This window comes from Pseudomonas pseudonitroreducens, from assembly GCF_021603645.1.
Classification (GTDB): Bacteria; Pseudomonadota; Gammaproteobacteria; order Pseudomonadales; family Pseudomonadaceae; genus Pseudomonas; species Pseudomonas pseudonitroreducens.
On the sequence record NZ_BQHJ01000011.1, the window covers coordinates 237288 to 256727 of the forward strand.

General features: G+C 58.2%; 18 protein-coding genes and 1 pseudogene. 9 read left to right on the forward strand and 10 right to left on the reverse strand.

Translation table 11 applies throughout. From position 1 onward, the window contains the following. Positions 1-3 precede the first annotated feature (3 nt). The 3 genes from L6D89_RS25170 (at position 4) to L6D89_RS25180 (ending at position 3181) form a co-directional block, all read left to right on the forward strand. Positions 4-2343, forward strand: coding sequence for a heavy metal translocating P-type ATPase (locus tag L6D89_RS25170; protein WP_141678362.1), 2340 nt, complete (start codon positions 4-6; stop codon positions 2341-2343). A 111-nt stretch (positions 2344-2454) separates the two neighbouring features. Continuing rightward, on the forward strand, positions 2455-2724 hold the full coding sequence (locus L6D89_RS25175; RefSeq protein ID WP_065084501.1) for a heavy-metal-associated domain-containing protein: 270 nt from the start codon (positions 2455-2457) through the stop codon (positions 2722-2724). 13 nt (positions 2725-2737) lie between these two features. Beyond that, the gene (locus tag L6D89_RS25180; RefSeq protein WP_043273901.1) at positions 2738-3181 is read left to right on the forward strand and encodes a DUF411 domain-containing protein; all 444 of its coding nucleotides are present in this window, start codon (positions 2738-2740) and stop codon (positions 3179-3181) included. An 83-nt stretch (positions 3182-3264) separates the two neighbouring features. Here the strand turns inward: L6D89_RS25180 and L6D89_RS25185 are convergent, their stop codons facing one another. Together L6D89_RS25185 and L6D89_RS25190 are read right to left on the reverse strand one after the other, a co-directional pair. Beyond that, entirely contained in the window at positions 3265-4638 is a 1374-nt protein-coding gene (locus L6D89_RS25185) for a heavy metal sensor histidine kinase (protein ID WP_043273902.1), read from the reverse strand. After that, on the reverse strand, positions 4635-5318 hold the full coding sequence (locus tag L6D89_RS25190) for a heavy metal response regulator transcription factor (protein ID WP_043273903.1): 684 nt from the start codon (positions 5316-5318) through the stop codon (positions 4635-4637). Before L6D89_RS25190 ends, L6D89_RS25185 begins: the two co-directional genes overlap by 4 nt. 339 nt (positions 5319-5657) lie before the next feature. Here L6D89_RS25190 and L6D89_RS25195 point away from each other — a divergent pair, with 339 nt between their 5' ends. From L6D89_RS25195 to L6D89_RS25220, 6 genes are all read left to right on the forward strand, one after another. Further along, positions 5658-6203, forward strand: a complete 546-nt coding sequence (locus L6D89_RS25195) for a cupredoxin domain-containing protein (RefSeq protein WP_070878182.1) — start codon at positions 5658-5660, stop codon at positions 6201-6203. Positions 6204-6490: 287 nt separating this feature from the next. Beyond that, positions 6491-8275: a copper resistance system multicopper oxidase gene (locus L6D89_RS25200; protein ID WP_043273905.1), complete on the forward strand. Its 1785-nt coding sequence runs from the start codon at positions 6491-6493 to the stop codon at positions 8273-8275. Between the two features lie 129 nt (positions 8276-8404). After that, complete coding sequence (locus L6D89_RS25205; protein WP_442962597.1) at positions 8405-9289, forward strand: copper resistance protein B; 885 nt, start codon at positions 8405-8407, stop codon at positions 9287-9289. Positions 9290-9358: 69 nt separating this feature from the next. Continuing rightward, positions 9359-9745, forward strand: a complete 387-nt coding sequence (gene copC / locus L6D89_RS25210) for a copper homeostasis periplasmic binding protein CopC (RefSeq protein WP_043273908.1) — start codon at positions 9359-9361, stop codon at positions 9743-9745. 3 nt (positions 9746-9748) lie between these two features. Beyond that, positions 9749-10687 carry a copper homeostasis membrane protein CopD gene (gene copD / locus L6D89_RS25215; RefSeq protein ID WP_043273910.1) on the forward strand — a complete coding sequence of 313 codons (939 nt, stop codon included), beginning with the start codon at positions 9749-9751 and terminating at the stop codon, positions 10685-10687. Positions 10688-10876: 189 nt separating this feature from the next. Then, positions 10877-11083: a co-regulatory protein PtrA N-terminal domain-containing protein gene (locus L6D89_RS25220; protein WP_081884768.1), complete on the forward strand. Its 207-nt coding sequence runs from the start codon at positions 10877-10879 to the stop codon at positions 11081-11083. A 482-nt stretch (positions 11084-11565) separates the two neighbouring features. On the opposite strand, the pseudogene L6D89_RS25225 reads toward L6D89_RS25220, so the two are convergent. The 8 genes and pseudogenes from L6D89_RS25225 to L6D89_RS25260 form a co-directional block, all read right to left on the reverse strand. Next, positions 11566-12305: pseudogene (locus L6D89_RS25225) on the reverse strand (transposase). Positions 12306-12615: 310 nt separating this feature from the next. Then, the gene (locus tag L6D89_RS25230; RefSeq protein ID WP_043274007.1) at positions 12616-14049 is read right to left on the reverse strand and encodes a basic amino acid/polyamine antiporter; all 1434 of its coding nucleotides are present in this window, start codon (positions 14047-14049) and stop codon (positions 12616-12618) included. Between the two features lie 393 nt (positions 14050-14442). Beyond that, the gene (locus L6D89_RS25235; RefSeq protein WP_043273911.1) at positions 14443-15189 is read right to left on the reverse strand and encodes a TIGR03747 family integrating conjugative element membrane protein; all 747 of its coding nucleotides are present in this window, start codon (positions 15187-15189) and stop codon (positions 14443-14445) included. A gap of 10 nt (positions 15190-15199) precedes the next feature. Continuing rightward, positions 15200-17425, reverse strand: coding sequence for a type IV conjugative transfer system coupling protein TraD (gene traD / locus L6D89_RS25240; protein WP_043273912.1), 2226 nt, complete (start codon positions 17423-17425; stop codon positions 15200-15202). 5 nt (positions 17426-17430) lie between these two features. Further along, positions 17431-17661 carry a hypothetical protein gene (locus tag L6D89_RS25245; protein WP_141678572.1) on the reverse strand — a complete coding sequence of 77 codons (231 nt, stop codon included), beginning with the start codon at positions 17659-17661 and terminating at the stop codon, positions 17431-17433. Between the two features lie 9 nt (positions 17662-17670). Further along, the gene (locus L6D89_RS25250) at positions 17671-18177 is read right to left on the reverse strand and encodes an integrating conjugative element protein (protein WP_070878180.1); all 507 of its coding nucleotides are present in this window, start codon (positions 18175-18177) and stop codon (positions 17671-17673) included. After that, positions 18174-18731, reverse strand: a complete 558-nt coding sequence (locus L6D89_RS25255; RefSeq protein WP_043273916.1) for a lysozyme family protein — start codon at positions 18729-18731, stop codon at positions 18174-18176. The genes L6D89_RS25250 and L6D89_RS25255 overlap by 4 nt, the downstream gene beginning before the upstream one ends. After that, a complete protein-coding gene (locus L6D89_RS25260) occupies positions 18716-19423 on the reverse strand; it encodes a TIGR03759 family integrating conjugative element protein (protein ID WP_081884769.1) in 708 nt (235 codons plus the stop codon). The genes L6D89_RS25255 and L6D89_RS25260 overlap by 16 nt, the downstream gene beginning before the upstream one ends. Between the last annotated feature and the right edge of the window lie 17 nt (positions 19424-19440).

The window sequence follows — 19440 nt, forward strand, 5'->3', positions numbered from 1 at the left end:
CTCATGCACAGTCATGAACACACGCATCCATTACCCGGAAACGAAACCTCCTCCGCTGAAGTGAAGGACCCTGTCTGCGGGATGATGGTTAAAACAGACAGTCCCCATCAACTGCAGTACGCCGGGAAGGTCTACCGGTTCTGCAGCGAAAAGTGCCTGTCAAAGTTCAAGGCGGCACCGGAAAACTATAGTGCCGCTGTGCGGGAAGAGACGACCGACCTCCCGACGGGAGCAAGTGACACCTGGTACACCTGCCCAATGCATCCCGAGATACGTCAGCTCGGTCCAGGCTCCTGCCCAAAGTGCGGCATGACCCTGGAGCCGGTGCTGCCGGAACTGGAGCAGGAAGAGAACCCTGAGCTCCGGGACTTCTCCCGGCGCTTCTGGTGGACCTTACCCCTGACCATCGTGGTCACCATTCTGGCCATGGGGGGGCATGCCTTGAACCTGTTCCACGGCGCCACGCAGAACTGGGTCGAGCTGGTGATCGCCAGCCCGGTGGTGCTCTGGGCGGGCTGGCCGTTCTACGTGCGCGGAGTGCGCTCGGTGCTACAGCGCAGCCCCAACATGTGGACGTTGATCGGCCTGGGGACTTCCGCCGCCTATCTCTACAGCCTCGTAGCCACCCTGGCGCCGACGGTCTTCCCTGCGAACTTCATGATGGAGGGCCGCATTGGCGTCTACTTCGAGGCGGCGGCCGTCATCATCTCGCTCACCCTGCTGGGGCAGATACTCGAACTCAAGGCCCGCTCGCAGACCTCGGCGGCCATCAAGTCGTTACTTGGCCTAGCACCGAAGACAGCCCGGCGGATCAATGCCGATGGCAGCGAAGAGGACATCCCGCAGAGCCATGTGCACCCGGGCGATAGGTTGCGCGTCCGCCCCGGAGAGAAGGTCCCGGTCGATGGCCTGGTCGTACAGGGCGAAAGCGCCGTCGATGAATCCATGCTGACTGGCGAACCTCTGCCGGTGCTGAAGCAAGTGGGCGACACGCTCATCGGGGCAACCTTGAACACCCACGGCAGCCTGGTGATGCAGGCGCAAAAGGTCGGATCGGAAACCATGCTTGCGCAGATCGTGCAGATGGTTGTGCAGGCGCAACGCTCGAAGGCGCCGATGCAGCGCCTGGCTGACGTCATTGCCGGCTACTTCGTGATGGTCGTCATCGCCATCGCGGCCCTGACCCTGATTGGTTGGGGAGTCTGGGGGCCACAGCCCAGTTGGGTGTTTGGTCTGATCAACGCTGTGGCGGTGCTGATCATCGCCTGCCCCTGCGCCCTCGGCCTGGCGACCCCGATGTCTGTAATGGTCGCTACGGGCAAGGCTGCTGGCAGTGGGGTACTGTTCCGCGATGCGGCGGCCATCGAGAACCTGCGCAAGATTGATACGCTGATCGTCGATAAAACCGGCACCCTCACTGAAGGGCGCCCGGTATTCCAGAGCGTCGAAGCAGCATCCGGCTTTAGTGCTGAAGAGGTTCTGCGGCTGGCCGCCAGCCTTGACCAAGGCAGTGAGCATCCACTGGCGCATGCTATTGTCGATCAGGCCAGGGTGCAGGGGCTGGCGTTGAGCGAAACGGATGAGTTCGAGAGCGCCTCGGGGATTGGAGTGCGCGGCCAGGTCGATGGGCGGCGCCTGCTGTTGGGCAACACTGCCTTGCTGGCCGATGCGGGCGTGTCCAGCGAGGCCCTGCAAGCACGTGCCGAAAAACTGCGTAGCGAAGGCGCAAGTATCATGTACCTGGCGGTGGACGGTACCTTGGCCGGCCTGTTGGCGGTAGCTGACCCTATCAAGCCGACCTCCCGGCAGGCCGTGCAATACCTCCAGGACGCCGGCGTCAGGGTCATCATGGCCACTGGCGACGGTCCGACCACGGCGCGTGCAGTGGCCCGCCAATTGGGTATTGAAGAAGTGCACGGCGAGGTCAAGCCACAGGACAAGGAGCACCTCACCGCTAGCCTCCAGGCGGCTGGGCATCGTGTGGCGATGGCCGGAGACGGCATCAACGATGCGCCTGCCCTGGCGCGTGCCGATGTTGGTATTGCGATGGGGACCGGTACCGACGTCGCGATGAACAGTGCCCAGGTCACCCTGGTCAAAGGTGACCTGCTTGGTATTCTCCGCGCCCGCAACCTATCCATGGCGACGGTGCGCAACATGCACCAGAACCTGGCCTTCGCCTTCGCTTACAACGCCATGGGCATACCCCTCGCCGCCGGATTGTTCTACCCCCTGACGGGGCATCTGCTGTCCCCAATTATTGCTGCATTGGCCATGAGCGTAAGTTCGGCATCGGTCGTCTTCAACGCCGTGCGCCTGCGTAAGGCATCGCTCGATGGCTAGTTTCGGAAAGCTTGACCTTGCCCCCATGGCAAGGTCGAGGATAGCTCCACGTTCCGGACAGGTTCAGCCAGTGTTCCGGGCGATAAGGCTGATTATTGAGGAGTCACCACGATGAAAAATTTTGATCTGCACGTTGAAGGCATGAGCTGCGCTTCGTGCGTCCGCCACGTGAATGCTGCATTGGCGCCGGTCACTGGTGTTGCCGAGGTTTCGGTCGACCTCGCGGCGGGACGGGTGCGCGTCAATGGGGACGCCGATGTCCAGGCGCTGATGGCCGCGCTGCAGGATGCCGGTTATCCGGCCAAGCTCGATGCTCCGCACCAGGCCCCGGAGGGTGGCAAGGCGCGCGGCTGCGGCGGCAGTTCCTGCTGCTGTCACTAAGAGGGGGAGCATCATGCGCAAGGCACTTCGCTTGACGGCGCTGGCCGGACTGTTCATGGCCTCCATCGCCCAGGCCGCCACAACCATCGACGTATACCGCGACCCCAACTGCGGTTGCTGCAAGAGCTGGATCAAGTACCTGGAGGCCAATGGCTTCAGCGTGAACGACCACGTCGAGCCGAATATGAGTGCGGTCAAGCAGCGCGTAGGCGTTGCTCCGCGTCTGTCCTCCTGCCACACCGCAGTGATCGGTGGAAAATTCGTCGAAGGGCATGTTCCGGTGGCACAGATCCACGAGCTGGAGAAGCGTCCGGAACTGCTTGGGATCGCGGCTCCAGGCATGCCCGTCGGTTCGCCTGGCATGGAAATGGGGCAGACCAAGCAGGCTTACAAAATCATTGGGCTTACCCGTGACGGCACCGACGAGGTTGTCGCCGACTATCCGTCAACCCAATAACCGTGTGGACTTTCCCGCCGGGGGCTTTCAATTAGCGTGTCTTGAGCTCAACAAGACGCGCCGCTAGCCCGGACATCGCACCTTCAAGGGCGATGTGGAAATTCCAGATGGAATGCTGTCACTCCGTCTGATGAGGTGCACCAGATGCGGCCATGGTGCGCCTCGACAATTGAACGTGAGATCGCGAGGCCAAGGCCTGCGTTATGCGATTCCCCCTCTCGACGTGCAGGGTCGGCACGATAGAAGCGATCGAAGAGCTTCTTGAGGTGCTCGGAAGGAATTGTCTCTCCAGGATTGACGACCGAGAGAGTCACGGTATTGGCGTTACTCTCAATGAGCACATCGATTGTTGCGCCCGCAGGGGTGTAACGGACAGCATTCGATAGCAGGTTGGAAACGGCTCGATGCAGCATCAGGCTATCGCCCTGAATAGAAGACGAACCACTGAGGCGAAGCTCAATGCTGCGTTCCTCTGCAAGCAGGCTGTAGTATTCGAAGAGCCTCTGCACAATCTCCTCAAGATTGATCTTGGTCGAGCCAGGAGTGATAAGGCCATTATCAGATTTTGCCAAGAAGAGCATATCGTCAATCATTCTCGACATATGATGCAAACTATCAAGATTGGAGTAGAGGTTTTCCTCATAAACATCAATGCTGCGCTTTTTTCCGAGGATCACCTCGGTGTGCGTGAGTAGTGTTGTAATAGGCGTGCGGAGCTCATGGGCAATATCCGCCGAAAAGTTGGAAAGGCGTATAAACGAATCGTCTAGCCTGGCCAGCATCTCATTAAAGGAGCTTACTAATTCTTGAAGTTCAGAAGGGATGGAGTCCAGTGGGATACGGTCTTTCAAGGACTTTGCTGATATCGATGCTGCCACTGCGGTAACTTGTCGTATCGGTCGCAAGCCACTTCTGACAACCACGACGCCCAAGGCGCCGCTTGCAATGGCGCTGATCGCCAAGCCTATCCAAAACCAACGTTCTAGCGTCACGAAAAAGTGAGAGTGGCTGGTGACATCCAATATCAGGACGGCCGTTGCCGAGCTAGGCCCCGACTGTGGGCCAACCCGAGCAGTCATACCCCTATACAGCCGCCCATGGTTCTCCCACTCCCACATGCCGGCACTTTCCTGCGAAAATTGAGACGGCAAATTAGCAATGGTTGAATTCGAGAAAAGTACATTGCCCTCCGTCGTGGTAATGATCGATTCGAGTTCATGGTGCGCGCCAAGTAAGGCATTCAGCTCCAAGCGAATGTGACTGCTCTCCAGATTGGCATTCGAGGACATAAGGATTTGCTGAATGGAGTTGAGCTTTTCGGTGATCGTCTGCTGATCCTGCATCCAGAAGTGCCGACGACTCAACTCACTGAAGCTCACTCCAGCAACGGTCAGGACGGACACCACAGCAAGCATGAACATCAGGCTCATGCGAGCAGTTAGCGATAGTCGCTTCATTTCTGCTCGGGCTCTTCGAGCATGTACCCCATTCCCCTAATCGTATGGATCAGCTTGGGCTCGAAGTCATCGTCGATCTTGGCCCTCAGCCGCCGTACTGCCACCTCGATAACGTTCGTATCGCTATCAAAGTTCATGTCCCATACCTGAGAGGCAATCAGTGATTTCGGTAGAACCTCCCCGCGTCTCCGCATCAACAGCTCAAGCAGCGAGAATTCCTTTGCCGTCAGGTCAATGCGCACCCCGCCTCGCACTGCCCGGCGCTTGAGCAGGTCCACTTCGAGATTCGCAATTTTTAGGGTCATCAGGGTTGGAGCTGTTGTCGCGCGCCGTAGTAGCGTGCGTACGCGCGCCAAGAGCTCGGCAAATGCGAAAGGCTTGACCAGGTAATCATCTGCTCCCAACTCAAGTCCCTTAACGCGATCATCCACGCCGTCGCGTGCGGTCAGGAACAACACCGGAACATCCTTGCCGGCGGCCCGCACCATGCGCAGTACTTCCCACCCGCTCAGACCAGGCATCATCACGTCCAGTATGAGCAGGTCATACGACTCGCTGAGTGCATGCTGGAGCGCTTCAGTACCCGAATTGACCAGGTCGACATTGAAGCTGGCCTCGCTCAGTCCTTGCTTCAAGTACAAGCCGATCTTGGGTTCGTCTTCAGCGACAAGAAGTCTCATTTTTCTGCCCCATAGCCGAACAATGCTGTGAGTGTGCCGCTACTGGTTGCCACCAACCAGATCCTTACAAAAATGTAATCTTGGCATAAGCCGACGGTCAGGCAGGTAGCGCTATGGTTGAGACGACTTCTAGAGCGAGTACTTCGTTTGGACGATCTGAACACGCGAGGTGTGACGATTGGCACGATCCCCTTAAGGCCTTACCAATGCTCCTTTGGCCAATCGGCGCCGCCTTGGCGCCGATTTTTTAGCAATCAGTACGCGCTCAAGAGCTGATGCCAAGAGCATAATTTTTTAACTGAGCTGGCCTGGAATTAAACTTCTATTGAGAGGTGTTCTATGAGTACTAAATTTTGGAATTTCCTAGTTGCGGGGATTTTACTCTTTCTCTCTGCAGTTTCGATGGCCAGTGAAAAGGCAGTGAATTTCGATTTTGGAAGTCGCAGCGCGCCGGAGAAAGCAGATCGGACAGTTGAGATTAAGATTGGGGATCTCTACTTCGAGCCTTCTCGTATAGATGTAAAAAATGGCGAGACCATTCGATTTGTATTGAAAAACGAAGGGCTGGTTCTTCATGAGTTCAATCTGGGCAAGGCAGCGGCGCACGTGCAGCACCAGAAGGAAATGGTGGAGATGTTCAAGAGTGGCTATTTAACGGCAATGAAAGTTAACGACGCCGAGCACGATATGGCGGGTATGGAAGGTGACATGCATGGCATGAGCATGCCCAGCATGAACCACAATGACGCCAACAGCGTTTTAATTGAACCAGGTCAAACCAAGGAACTGGTTTGGACATTTAGTAAAACATCGGGGCTGCAATTTGCGTGCAACGTTCCAGGGCATTACCAGAAAGGGATGGTAGGGCAGATTGCCATAAACTAGTGGATGGCGAGGTTGCGCTGCAGGCTTGTGGGTAGGGAGTAGAGCTCCCGCCGGCGGCTAACAGCGATGCTGGCCGCGTGCGGCTACGCCCTGCGAGCCCCGGCAGGTAGCGGCAAGGCTGATCCTTACAGAAATGTAATCATCGCGACTGCCTAAATATGGCAAATTTTTCAAGGACATCTGAGCCTCTGATCGTCAGGCTCGAAATGAAGTCCACTTCATAATGGCTCGAAAATGGCCCCAGAAATTGGTTCCTAAGAGCTCTCTTCAAGCAGGGTCGTAGTGGAATGCAGAACAAAACGTCAAGACGGACTTTCGTTAAGGGCCTTGCGGCGACAGGCATTCTCGGTGGTCTCGGTTTGTGGCGCACCCCCGTCTGGGCCCTTACCAGCCCGACTCAACCGGCCGTGCTTGCCGGTACCGAGTTCGACCTGTTCATTGGTGAGACTTCAGTCAATCTGACTGGCGCAGTTCGTACAGCAATGACCATCAATGGATCGCTTCCTGGGCCAACTTTGCGTTGGCGCGAAGGTGACACGATTACACTCCGCGTTCGTAATCGCCTGAAGGAAGATACCTCCATTCATTGGCATGGAATAATTCTCCCAGCCAACATGGATGGTGTGCCGGGTTTAAGTTTCCAGGGAATTGCTCCCGATGGCATGTACGAATATAAATTCAAGGTCAATCAGCATGGTACCTACTGGTACCATAGCCACTCTGGCTTCCAGGAGCAGCTTGGCGTTTTCGGGCCGTTAATTATCGACCCCAAAGAGCCAGAGAAAATTTCTTGCGACCGTGATTATGTCGTCATGCTGAGCGATTGGTCGGATGAGAATCCCAGTCGTGTCCTTGCCAAGCTGAAGAAAGACTCTGGTTATTACAACTTTCATAAACGCACTGTCGGGGATTTCATTGATGATGTAAGCGAGAAGGGTTGGTCGAAAACTGTCGCCGACCGAAAAATGTGGGCTGAAATGAAGATGAGCCCAACCGATCTCGCCGACGTAAGTGGTTATACCTACACCTATCTCGTCAACGGTCACGCACCTGATACCAATTGGACCGGCATTTTCAAGCCCGGAGAAAAGGTCCGACTGCGCTTCATCAACGCCTCTGCAATGACCTACTTCGATGTTCGGATTCCCGGACTGAAGATGACAGTAGTGGCTGCAGATGGGCAGCCAGTCCAGCCGGTAAGTGTTGATGAGTTCCGCATTGCCGTTGCTGAAACCTATGACGTCATTGTCGAGCCGACAGACCAGGCCGCATACACCATCTTTGCTCAATCGATGGACCGTACCGGCTACGCCCGAGGCACGCTTGCGGTAAAGGAAGGAATCAGTGCGACAGTTCCGGCGCTAGATCCCCGCCCACAAATCACCATGGACGATATGGGGATGGGAGGCATGGACCATGGAAGCATGGCGGGCATGGATATGTCCGGGATGGACCACGGCGGCATGGCGGGTATGGATATGTCCAGCATGGACCACGGCGACATGGGTGGCATGGATCACAGCCAGATGCAGGGGATGGGCGCACAGATGCAATCCCACCCTGCGTCCGAGGCCGATAATCCCTTGGTCGACATGCAGACCATGACCCCTACGGCGAAGCTCAACGATCCGGGTATTGGCTTGCGTAACAATGGCCGGCGTGTGCTGACCTACGCCGATCTCAAGAGCACATTCGAAGATCCTGACGGACGAGTCCCATCCCGAACCATCGAGCTACACCTGACCGGCCACATGGAGAAGTTCTCCTGGTCGTTCGATGGCATTGAGTTCGCTGATGCCAAGCCGCTACTCCTCAAGTATGGCGAGCGTGTTCGTATCACCCTGGTTAACGACACCATGATGACGCACCCCATCCATTTGCATGGCATGTGGAGTGATTTGGAGGATGAACAGGGCAACTTCATGGTGAGAAAGCACACCATCGACATGCCGCCGGGCTCGAAGCGCAGCTATCGCGTGACGGCTGATGCGCTTGGTCGATGGGCCTATCACTGCCACCTGATGTATCACATGGAACTGGGCATGTTCCGTGAAGTGCGAGTGCAGGAATAGGAGAACAGCATGGACCTCGAACAGACCCGTCACTCCGTTTTAGCCAGCATCGCAGTCCTTGGGGTGAGTTTGCTCCCTTTGGCGGGTGCCCACGCTGAAGAGCCGATGCAAGGCATGGATGGCTCCCAGATGCAGGGCATGGATCACTCCCAGATGCAGGGTATGGATCATTCCCAGATGCAGGGCATGGATCATTCCCAGATGCAGGGTATGGACCACTCCCAGATGCAGGGCATGGATCATTCCCAGATGCAGGATGCGGACTACTCCGATATGCAAGGAATGCAACCGGCTGCACCAACGGAAAGCCGCACGCCAATTCCTGTATTGACCGATGCTGATCGTGCCGCTGTGTACAAGGGCAGCATGGACCACCATATGGGACAAGCACTCAATTCCCTATTCGTCATTGATAAGTTGGAGTGGCAGGACGCCGATCAAGGTAGTGCCCTCAGTTGGGAGGCCAACGGCTGGGTCGGTGGCAATATTGATCGCCTGTGGTTGCGCTCCGAAGGGGAGCGACTCAATGGGGTTACCGAGAACGCTGAGCTGCAGGCCCTGTGGGGGCACTCCATCGGTCCGTGGTGGGACGTAGTTGGCGGCGTGCGGCAGGACTTCAAACCTGGCTCGCCACAAACCTGGGCAGCCGTTGGCGTCCAGGGGATGGCCCTGTATGACTTCGAAACCCAGGCAACTGCCTTCCTGGGGGAAGGTGGCCAAAGCGCTCTGAGGCTCGAAGGAGATTACGACATCCTCTTGACCAATCGCTTGATCCTTCAGCCGACCGCCGAATTGAACCTCTACGGCCGGAATGACCCGCAACGTGGTAACGGGTCAGGTATCTCTAACTCAGAAATCGGGCTGCGGCTTCGTTACGAGGTCGTCCGGGAGTTCGCGCCCTACATAGGCGTTACTTGGAACCACCTCTACGGAAAAACAGCGGACTACGCCCGCGAAGAGGGGGAGGACGCCAGCGAGGCACGCCTGGTCCTCGGTGTACGTATGTGGTTCTAACTGGCTATTTCACCCCTTCCGTGTTTCTTCCTAAATAAACATAGCGGTTTTAGCCGCGAGGAGTCTTGCATGCAAAATCTCAAAACGTTCGCCGTCATGGCTGCGCTCGGGGCGGGAGTGCTGCTGAGTACGGCAGCCCAGGCACACCCCAAGCTGCTCTCCTCCTCGCCCGCTGAGGGAAGTGTCGTCGAGGCTCCGGGCAAGATCGAATTGCACTTCTCAGAAACGCTGCTGACTCAACTCTCTGGCGCCAAGCTTGTCATGACTGAAATGCCAGGCATGTCTCACTCCTCCCCCATGGGCGTGAAAGCAGCTGTCTCGGGCGGCACCGATCCGAAAGTGATGCTCATCACGCCGGCAGCTCCTCTCACCACCGGTACTTATAAGGTCCAATGGCGGGCCGTTTCTTCTGATACGCACCCGATTACTGGCGCTGTTACCTTCAAGGTGAAGTAAGTCATGGGCGACCCCGTCACTATCGCTCTACGCTTCGCCCTGTATGTTGATCTGATTATGCTTTTCGGTTTGGCGTTGTTCGGCCTGTACAGCCTTAAGGGACAAGAGCGGGTCAGCGGGGCGGTATTCAACTTCGAGTCGATATTGGTGTGGGCCGCCTTGATCGGTATCTTGCTATCTGTAGCTGCAATGCTTCAGATGGCTAAGGTGATGAGCGGTGTTTCCAGTTTCTTCGAAATACATCGCCATATTTTAGAGATGATCTTAGCGGGCACCGATGTCGGGTTGACTTGGATAGTCAGGGTCGCGGCCTTGGTATTGGCAGCGATCGCTGCCCTGTTCAACAGGCGCGCGCCAACATTGAGTCTGCTGGCAGTATCCGCACTAGGTGCTATCGCCCTTGCTAGCTTGGCCTGGACAGGGCACGGCGCTATGGATGAGGGTATCTTGCGCTATGTGCATTTTACCAGCGACATTGCCCACCTTCTCGGTGCAGGGGGATGGCTGGGCGCCTTGGTAGCCTTCGTATTGCTACTCCGCTCCAAGAAGCTTGAAGGTGAGCAACATCTCCGCTTGTTGTCGCGGACGCTCACAGGTTTCGAGAAGGCAGGAGCTCTGATCGTTATTAGCTTGACAGTTACTGGCATCGCTAATTATGTGCTAATAATTGGTCCGGAAATTGGTGGATTGGTAAAGAGCACGTACGGTTTATTGCTGACAATCAAGGTCGCGCTCTTTGTTGCGATGTTAGTGCTTGCTGCAGCAAACCGCTATCACCTCAGTCCTTTGCTAGATCGGTCGTTGCAGACTGGTAGTTATGCTCCTGCAATTAATGCGCTACAGCGCAGTATCATTCTTGAGTTCGCAGTGGCGATTGTCATTGTCAGTCTCGTAGCTTGGTTCGGAACACTGAGCCCTGAAATGGACATGGCTATCGAATGATATTGAATTTACTTTCTGCAAGCGTGACTCAGCAATTCCGCGAGACTCGCACTGATCGTCTGAGTGGGTTGAAAATTGCCAAAATGTAATTTTGGCCTCAGCTTCCCAACAGTATGCCCTGGCTACTATGTCCTTGAGCATAATGCTCAAGCCGTCAAATGACGGATGAATATTAGCAAGGACCAATATATGAACTCATTCAAAACTCTTGTGGCAATTGTTGTTTTTGCTGCTTCTTCTCTAGCCATGGCCGAGAGTGGTGGGGATCGCACGTTTGCCAAGATGGAAAAAATCCGCCAATCCTTCGTTGAAAACTCTCTAGTTAATAAAGAGCAGAAGGCATCTTCTCCCGTAGCAGAGTCCGATTTAAAGGGAAATGAACACAGCAAGTGCTAGGCACTTCGTTGTCTCGCTGCTTCCTCACGCCCGTCGAGCACTGATGGGCAAATGCGTCCATGTGCCGATGGGGTCGTGAGGATAAGCTCTACGGCGATGCAGCCAAAGAAAGTTGCCATACGTATGTAACGGTGTCTAAACCGACAGGCATCCCGATGCTGCCGGGTGCCCCTTGATACGTACCATTTTGGTGGTCGATCCCGTGCTTAAAAAGTTTGGTAGGGTTTACCACCGAGCTACGGGATCGGCGAAGCAGGGATAGTCAGAATAGGAGCCTGAAAGCGGGCCTAAATAAACGTCCCTTCGTGGACCAAGCTGTGTAAAAACACAGCGAGCACTGGATAGGCCGGACATGGATTGATTTTAACGATATCCAGCGGCCTCTTGGAGGCCTGGTGTGTCCATCATGGGCATTCAGTTGATTTGGCAAGTGCTGCTTCCACGATTCTGTGCGACGCGTTCGGAAGGCTGCCAATGGGGTTTCAGGCCTTCATTGCCGCTATCAGCGCACTATTGCCCAGCAGGTTCAGCACCCGTTTGAAGTTGTAGGCGAGCACATGCAGGCTCATTTCCGTGCTCACGCGGTTGAGCGTCTTGGTGAGGAAATGGGTGGCGTCCATCCAGGCCTTCAATGTGCCGAAAGGATGCTCCACTGTCTGGCGGCGGATGCGCATCATCTCCGGTAACTGATCCAGGCGGGACTGAATCGCGTCGATCACCGACTCGTGTTCCCAGCGACTCACTCGCCGCAGCGCACTCGGTGTGCACTGATCTTTCAACGCACAGCCTTGGCGATTCGAACTCTAGGAACGGTGCAGCTTCAGGCCTTTCTCAACTGCCGGCAGACAACACGAATGGCTTTGCCGTTGTCCTTGCGGAAGTTGGCGATGGTCTTGACGTCCGGCATCAGGCGTCCGGTCAGCCACATCAACTCGACGTTGCTTTGTGCTTCACGCTCGAGGCGGCGACTCGACTGGATGCGGTTGAGGTAACCGTAGATGTAGATCTTCAGCAGGACGGCCGGGTGATACGCAGGGCGGCCAGTTTTGGCGGGAATCACGTGGCCGAAGCCCATCCGCCCAAGATCGAGTTCATCGACGAACACATCGACTATTCGCACCGGATTGGGGGCCGCGACGTAATCATCCAGGCTCTCGGGCAGCAGTGTGCATTGACCTCGATGCTCGCCGTGGATGAAACGCTTCTTGGACTGCCCCGCTATGACTGCCGACGGCAGGACAGCAAGAGCACCAGCCACGTTTTTTACACGGCCTGGGCCAGAAGCGGACGGCGAAAGTTTAGCCCGCAAGCTTTTTCGTAGCGGTGTTTCATCCGCGAGGACGGAACTGTGATTCTTCAACCGAGATTTCTCTTGAGCGCCGCCGGATTCTGAAATGGACGCATGAAAGCGACCTACCATCCGAGTAGGTGCCTGCAACTGCCGATGCGACACAATGCGCCAGAGCGACTCAAGCGACTACGTATTGCCTCGGAAACGGGTTTGAAAGAGATGCATGGGGCGTCTGCGGGTCCTAGATCTTGATGGTGCCGGTCACCAAGCCATAGATCCCGCCGAGAGCGGCAGCAATCGTCACTACGAATATCATCAACTCGACACCGGAGAACAGCCGAGCGTTCTGCTCCTTCCTGGCCCAGAAATAAAGCACCGTACCGGCCAGGCAGAGCACTGCCATCAGCAGAACATATTCGAGCCCGGCAGCCACGAACATGAACAGGGTGTAGATAACGGCGAGCGCACCGATCACCAGGTCGCGGCCTCGCTCGCCGGAAGCGTGCTCGTAGCCTTCGCCGCCGCGCGCCACCTGTACGCCGTAGATGGCAACCAGCAGGTACGGCAGCAGTGCAGTGACACTGGTCATGTCCAGCATGAGGTTGAAGGCATCGCGCGACCAGAATGTCGAAATGACGAAGCAGGAAACCACCCCGTTGGTGAGCCAGAGGGCGTTGGCCGGAACCGCGTTGGCGTTCTGCGTCCCGAAGACCCTGGGCATGTCTTTTGAACCTGCGGCGGCGAACAGCACTTCAGCACAGATAAGCGACCAGGCGAGGTAGGCGCCGAGGACCGAAACCAGGACGCTGATCGAGATGAACACCGCCCCCCAGTGGCCGACGACCAGCTCCAGGGCCCCCGCCAACGAAGGGTTGGAGACCCCTGCGATGACCGCCCGTGGCGCTACGGCGTATGGCAGGAGGGTTACCGCCACCATCAGGCCGGTAACGGCGACGAACCCCAGGATGGTGGCGCGACCAACGTCCGAGCGAGTCCGCGCATAGCGCGAGTAGACGCTGGCCCCTTCGATGCCGATGAACACAAAGACGGTGATCAGCATCGTGTCCCGCACTTGCTGCAGGAGGGGCTTCTCCGGCATGCCGGTGCCACCGAAGAAGTTCTCGGCGAATTGATCGTAGTGAAAGAAGAAGATGAACGAAAGGATGGCCACTAAGATGGGCACGATCTTCGCGATGGTCACCACGGTGTTGATGTAGGCGGCCTGCTCGACCCCACGCAGGATGAGGAAGTGAAACAGCCAGATGCCGACCAGCGAGACGGCGATGGCCGGGGCGCTGCTGCCATCGCCGAAGACTTCGGGAAAAAAGCGCCCGAGCGTCGAGCCGATCAGCACCCAGTAGAAGACATTGCCCAGGCAACTGCCCAGCCAGTAGCCGAATGCCGACAGAAAGCCTACGTAGTCGCCGAACCCGGCCTTGGCGTAGGCGAAGACGCCGGAGTCGATGTCCGGGCGCTTCGCGGCCAGGGTCTGGAACACCCGAGCCAGCATGTACATTCCGGTGCCGGCGATCGCCCAGGCGATGATGGCGCCGAAAGGACCGGTCGCGGTGGCGAAGCGTCCCGGCAGGTTGAAGATGCCAGCACCGACCATGGAGCCGACAACCATCGCGAAAAGCGCAAGCAGAGAGAGCTTGGTGGCGGGGCGTTCACTCACGTTGATCTCCAATGTCCTTGGCTACCAGAGTAAAGGCTTACGGAAGCTGAGCGACGCAGGTCGCTAGGCCGGCGCAGAGTATAGTCACAGACTTAACACGCAGCGGGCATGAGGCAGATGCTGCCAAGCCCTCTCCGTTTAAACTGGGCTAGGCGTGTTGCTTTCACGGATTGAACCCACAGGCTTGCTCTGCCGGTCGCCTCTTCGCGAGGCTGTCAACACGAATGCGGTTGGCTGATCAAATCGGATGCAATCGCTGGTCATGTGAGGTGCTATTTCGCAGCCTGCTAGCGTGGTCGTTTGCCAGTGCCGGCGAATGCCAATCTATTGTGCTTGTTGGCTCGCGATCCAATGATGGGCTGTTGATCTGGTGTCCACTGCATATTGTGCTCCTTAGAGGTACTTCTTGAAGCTGGCAGCTGTGATGCTGACCGAAACACCCAGCAGCGATGCACAGGGCAGCAGGACCAGGAGAGGGCTGATGCTAATCGGTATGGCGAGATACAGCGTCCAGGGCAGGATCGCCAAGGGAAGCATCGTGCTTCTGGCCTTGTGGTACAGGTAGCTGGACTCCCGGCCGGCGCCGAACTTACGCAGGTCGCGCCGGACCAGTCCGTCGACTAGACCGGTGAAGGCCGCCATGGCGAAGAGCGGGATCGTCAGCACCAGGACCACTGTCCTGACGCAGAAGGTCAGAATTGTGAAGAGTGCGGCCAGGGCATAGGTCTGCACGGTGGACACTCCCTGGGCGGCGAGGTAGCGGACGTCGAATTCCGATCTGGGGCCTGCCTGCGCCACCGAGGACATCCCTTGCATCCAGTCAAAGAGGCCGGTTTTCACGATCAGCCACTCGTAGATCAGGCCCACGATCCATTTCGCCGTGTGGCCGGGTTCCTGGACCAGAACGCTGTGCAGAAGTCCCTGGGACAGCCATCCCAGCTCGTAATTGAGCATTTCCTGGGCATGCTGCCAGCCAGCCTCTGGCCAGAAGAAGTAGAGGCAGAGCCACTCCACTACCACCGCTGCCAGCAACGAGCCGAAGAGCACGCCGGCGAGCTGGAAGGGGAGGCCAATGATCGTACGCAGGAGGGACTCTGGGCGCTCCTGCTGGGTCTGGGCTCGTTCAGCGATTTCAGCCATGGTTCATCTCTCAAGCCGCCTCGTCGCTGCCGCCCAGGTGACGGAAATCGTCGACCAGGTCGGCAGGGAGCCCATCGTTGATGTTCTGGTAGCCGGGGGCCTCCCACCATTCCCCGGAGTTGGATGTCGCTCCTTTGCGCATGCCTGCTGCCATTTCCTGCAGGTTCTTCGGTAAGACCTCGTCGGGATCGTTGGCAGGTAGTGGCATGCGGATCTTCCACAGGTTTCCGCCTTCGATGAGCGCAAAGCACTGTCCCTTTGGCAGGCCTACCACGTGTGCCGGCTCAATCATTGGCACGCTGGTCATCTGCACCTGGTCGTGGGTATTCGAGGTGAACGCCGTCTTGCCGTTGACCGAGTCGTTCGCACTGCTCGCCGGCGTGCTGTTGTAGATCTGCACCTTGGGCAACTGATTGGTCAGCAGCTCGGCCGTAGCTGTCTCACGAACCCGTAGCATGAACAGGTTGTTGAAGTTACCCACGACCTGGCCAGCTTTTGCCCGGGAGCCGATCTTGGCCTCGATGTCGCTCAGGGTCTGCGTATACGCGGTCACCTGGATGCCGGCTCCGCCTGCCTTGTTGACCATGGGGATGAACTCGTCGCCGATCAGCTCGTTGAACTCGTCGGCGTGAAGGTTGATACGCACCTTGCCTGCGGCCTGGCCGCCGGGAAGGCCATCGTCGAGACCATGTTTGTAGATGTGGCCGGCAACCGAGACCAGGTCGCTGAACATCGAGTTGCCGACGGCCGAGGACACCTCGGTATCCGACAGGGCGTCGAGCCCGATGTAGACGACAGCGCGCTTCCGGATGACCTGCATCCAGTCGAAGATTGGCCGCGAGTCGTTGAGGTCCAGGTAGTCGGGTGAGAGCAGCTCTGCGATCCGGCCGGTCGTGAGTTTCTCCAGGAGCGGCAAGAGCGACGCGACGATCTTGTCGAAGTAGGTTTTGTCGTAGCGCACTGCGCTGCGCAAGCCATCCATGACGGAGTCCGAGATGCGCTTCTGCGTAAGGTAGGCATCGATGGCCACCACCCGCAGCGGCCGGTCTTTCATTGCGAAGCTGAGAGTCTTCCGGTCGATCTTGCCCTCGATGGCCACGATGGCTTCCCAGGCCTTGAGATCGTGATCGGCGAAGTATTTCTGCGCGTACTCCACAAACAGTTCGTCGATGTTGATGACGTGCCGGCGGATCTGCTCGTAGTCCGGACGCCTGCCCAGGGCGACCAAGGACTGGGCGATGATGTTGACGAATCGCCAGGCAAATTCTCGGAATGCCGCGCTGTTCCCCTCGCCAGACAGTTGCCCGGCGATGCGAGTCGCCACTTCGCTAATGCGGCCAAACCGCCCGACAGCATTGTAGCGGGCGGAGATGTCGGGCCAGCCCAGATGGAAGACGTAGAACTCATCCAGTCTTCCCGCACGGGCGCACTCGACGTACATGCGCTTGAGTAGATCGGCATCGCCCTTCGGATCGAAGACGATTACGACCTCGTGATCGGGCTGCTCGCTTTCGCGCCGACGTCGGTGGCCATGGTGAACGGTCTGGGTACGCCGCCCCATCTGGACGCGCCGGCGCCGGCGATGGGTTCGACGGATATCTTGGGTGATGAACAACTCGGCGAGTCGGGTCTTGCCCACCCGAGTTGTGCCCAGAACAAGCGTGTGGCCCGGCCGCTCCCCCAGCGCCAAGCTGACGTCGTGCTCCTCTGGCTCGATACCATGTAGCCGTGGCAGGCCTCCAACGGGTGGTAGAGGCCGCGCTGGGTTCCAGGATGAGTCCCACGATGTGGCCTTGGCCAGAACGCTCAGCGGGAATGGTGCGAACTCCAGTCGCTCCTCGAGGCGCCGCGCGCGCTGGTACAAGGGCGATGGCTCTACATAGGGGGCGAACTGAGGGAGGTAGGTATCAGCCAGGCGTTGCGTATGCTTTTGAGTCCAACGGAATCCCTTGCCGATAAACAAACGCTCGTTGCTGATGGGCATCTCGGCGCTGGTCATCGTGTAGTGCGGTAGTCGACGGATGTTCTTCTGGTAGCGAAGAACTCGAAGCGCTTGCATCAGCCGGATCGTTCCCAGGTAGGCGAACATCAGCGCAGCGATCAAGCCGAAGAGCGGCGTAAGGGCTAGTGCCCAGGGCGCTAGGACACAGAGCGCCGCGGCCATGTAGCTGATGGTGGTGGTGTATAGCTCCACAGGAGGGCGCAGTAGCGCATCCAGCGTATACGTGGCGGCCATGGCAATTAGCTCCCCGGAGACGTGATGCTTTGTTGAGGATCCTGCTGGTTTCCTGTTGCGAGCCGTTCGCGCAGACGCTGGAGCATGGCTAGGAGGTCGTCCTCGGTTCTCCAGGCAACGCGGCCGCCGAAAAGGGTGATGACGTGTTGCATCTGGTCGAGCATGAGGTCCTGGCGCCGCACGTCCTTCGGCAATTCGATCATCAGGGTCATGCGTGGAGAGTTGAGCGACGACAAGAGCGCCTCCTACTGCTGGACGGTGGTCGATGTGATGAGGACGGGGTAGTGGCGTAGGCCGAGTCGACCGGCGATGTCCGATCCCAGCGTGGGGAGCAGTTGTAGGCCCGGTCCCCACTTCCTCACTTCGGCCAGACGGCTCGGCCCGCTGACGTTTACTACCAGCCCTACCGCCTGCAGTTGTTGGAGCTGCTGCAGGTGCTGCTGCAGCCAGGTCCTGGAACGCTCATCGTCCCCAACCAGGAACAGGGGCTGGAGCCCTGGAGCGTTGATCACCCGGCCCTGAACTAGGCCGGGAGTCATCTCCGGCGTTACAACGGGAAAGGCTCCGCCCATTTGGACGCCCTGTAGTGGAGGGCGCTGGGCGTCAGCCGGATCAGGTACGAGGTCCTGGTAGTAGGGGAGGGCGGAAACACCACCATGATCCTCGACGACAACCAGTTGGCCAGCGGATGCCAGGGTGTAAGGGAAGGTTAGGCTGAGCGCGACCAGGCAGCGCGCGAGCGGAAGCTTCATGGGTTGGTCACCAGGAGGTTGATGCCGGTTACTCGGCTGAGGTGGCGGGCGAACGACTCGCGATAGCGCGCAGCTGGTGCGCCACCGGCAGGCCGGTGGTAGCGACCGGCAGCGTCGATCCAACTGCCTCCCTTCGCTTTTTGCTCGCTGAGAATTTCGGCAGTAACAGCCAGGTTCTTGTAGGGGTCGAGGCCTTCGCAGGGGGAGCTGTAGCGATGGCCATTCGCGCCAATGTTGGTTTGCCCGAGTCCGACGTCGACACGAGCGGGGCCGGCTGTGACGAGAGCGATCATCAGCGCCTGGCAGGCATCTTTCCGCGTGGCGAACCGATAGCCGGCGCCGGCGACGTTCAGCGTCCAGGGCCATGGCACCAGTTGGTCGCGGATCCGCGCGCCACTCTCCTGCAGCGCGACGGAGTAGAGGACTACCGACGGTACGCCATGCGCGATCGCTATCGTCTGATAGGCCGGTGGTGGCTCTTCGGCGGCGCGGGCTGATACGCAGAGCTGCAGCGCAGTGACGAGGGCAAGGAAGCGGGTCACTGGCGTTGCCATTGTCCGTTGACCTTCATGACGGCAGCGGGCAGCTCACCTCCCAGGCTCAGGCCAAGCCAGCGGCCCTGGTCATGGTTGAGCGTGATCTGCCGGCTCTTCACATTTGCCGGCTCGATGCCGGCGAGGATCGCCCAGCGCCGGATTCGATCGTCATCGCCCTGGCTACCTACGAAATACAGGTCGAAGGAGCGTTTGGCGGTCTGCAGCGCGCGCACCTGGTCGATGCACGGAGCGCAATCGTCCTTCACAAAGACTGCCAGGCGCCCGCTGCTCTCCAGGGTTGCCTTGCCGGCCGCGCCGTTGCGGCTGGAGCTCGGGGAGATCTGGATGACCTTTTCACCCGGGTACATGCGGGTGTTGGCTTCGTCGTAGGCACGCTGGTACGCAAGCTCTTTTTCGACACGCTGTCGTTCTGCTTGCACCTGCAGTTGGGCATACCGTTGCCGCTCCGCGTCCGATTGCGCCTCGATGCCCAGCGCTGTCAGCGGGTCAAGGCCTGGGGAGTAGATTCCGCGGGGACCTTGCATCAGCAGCTGATATCGCTCGTATTCCTGCTCAGTGAGCCCCCATTCACGGGCCAACTGGTCTTGCTGGGCCTGCTGACCGAGGTTCTGTTCTGCTGTGTGTTGCCACTGCGAGGCGGCGGACTGGGAGCTTTGCTCGGCGCCCGACGTGCAGATGCTTGCCAGCATCAAGCACGCCGAGGCAG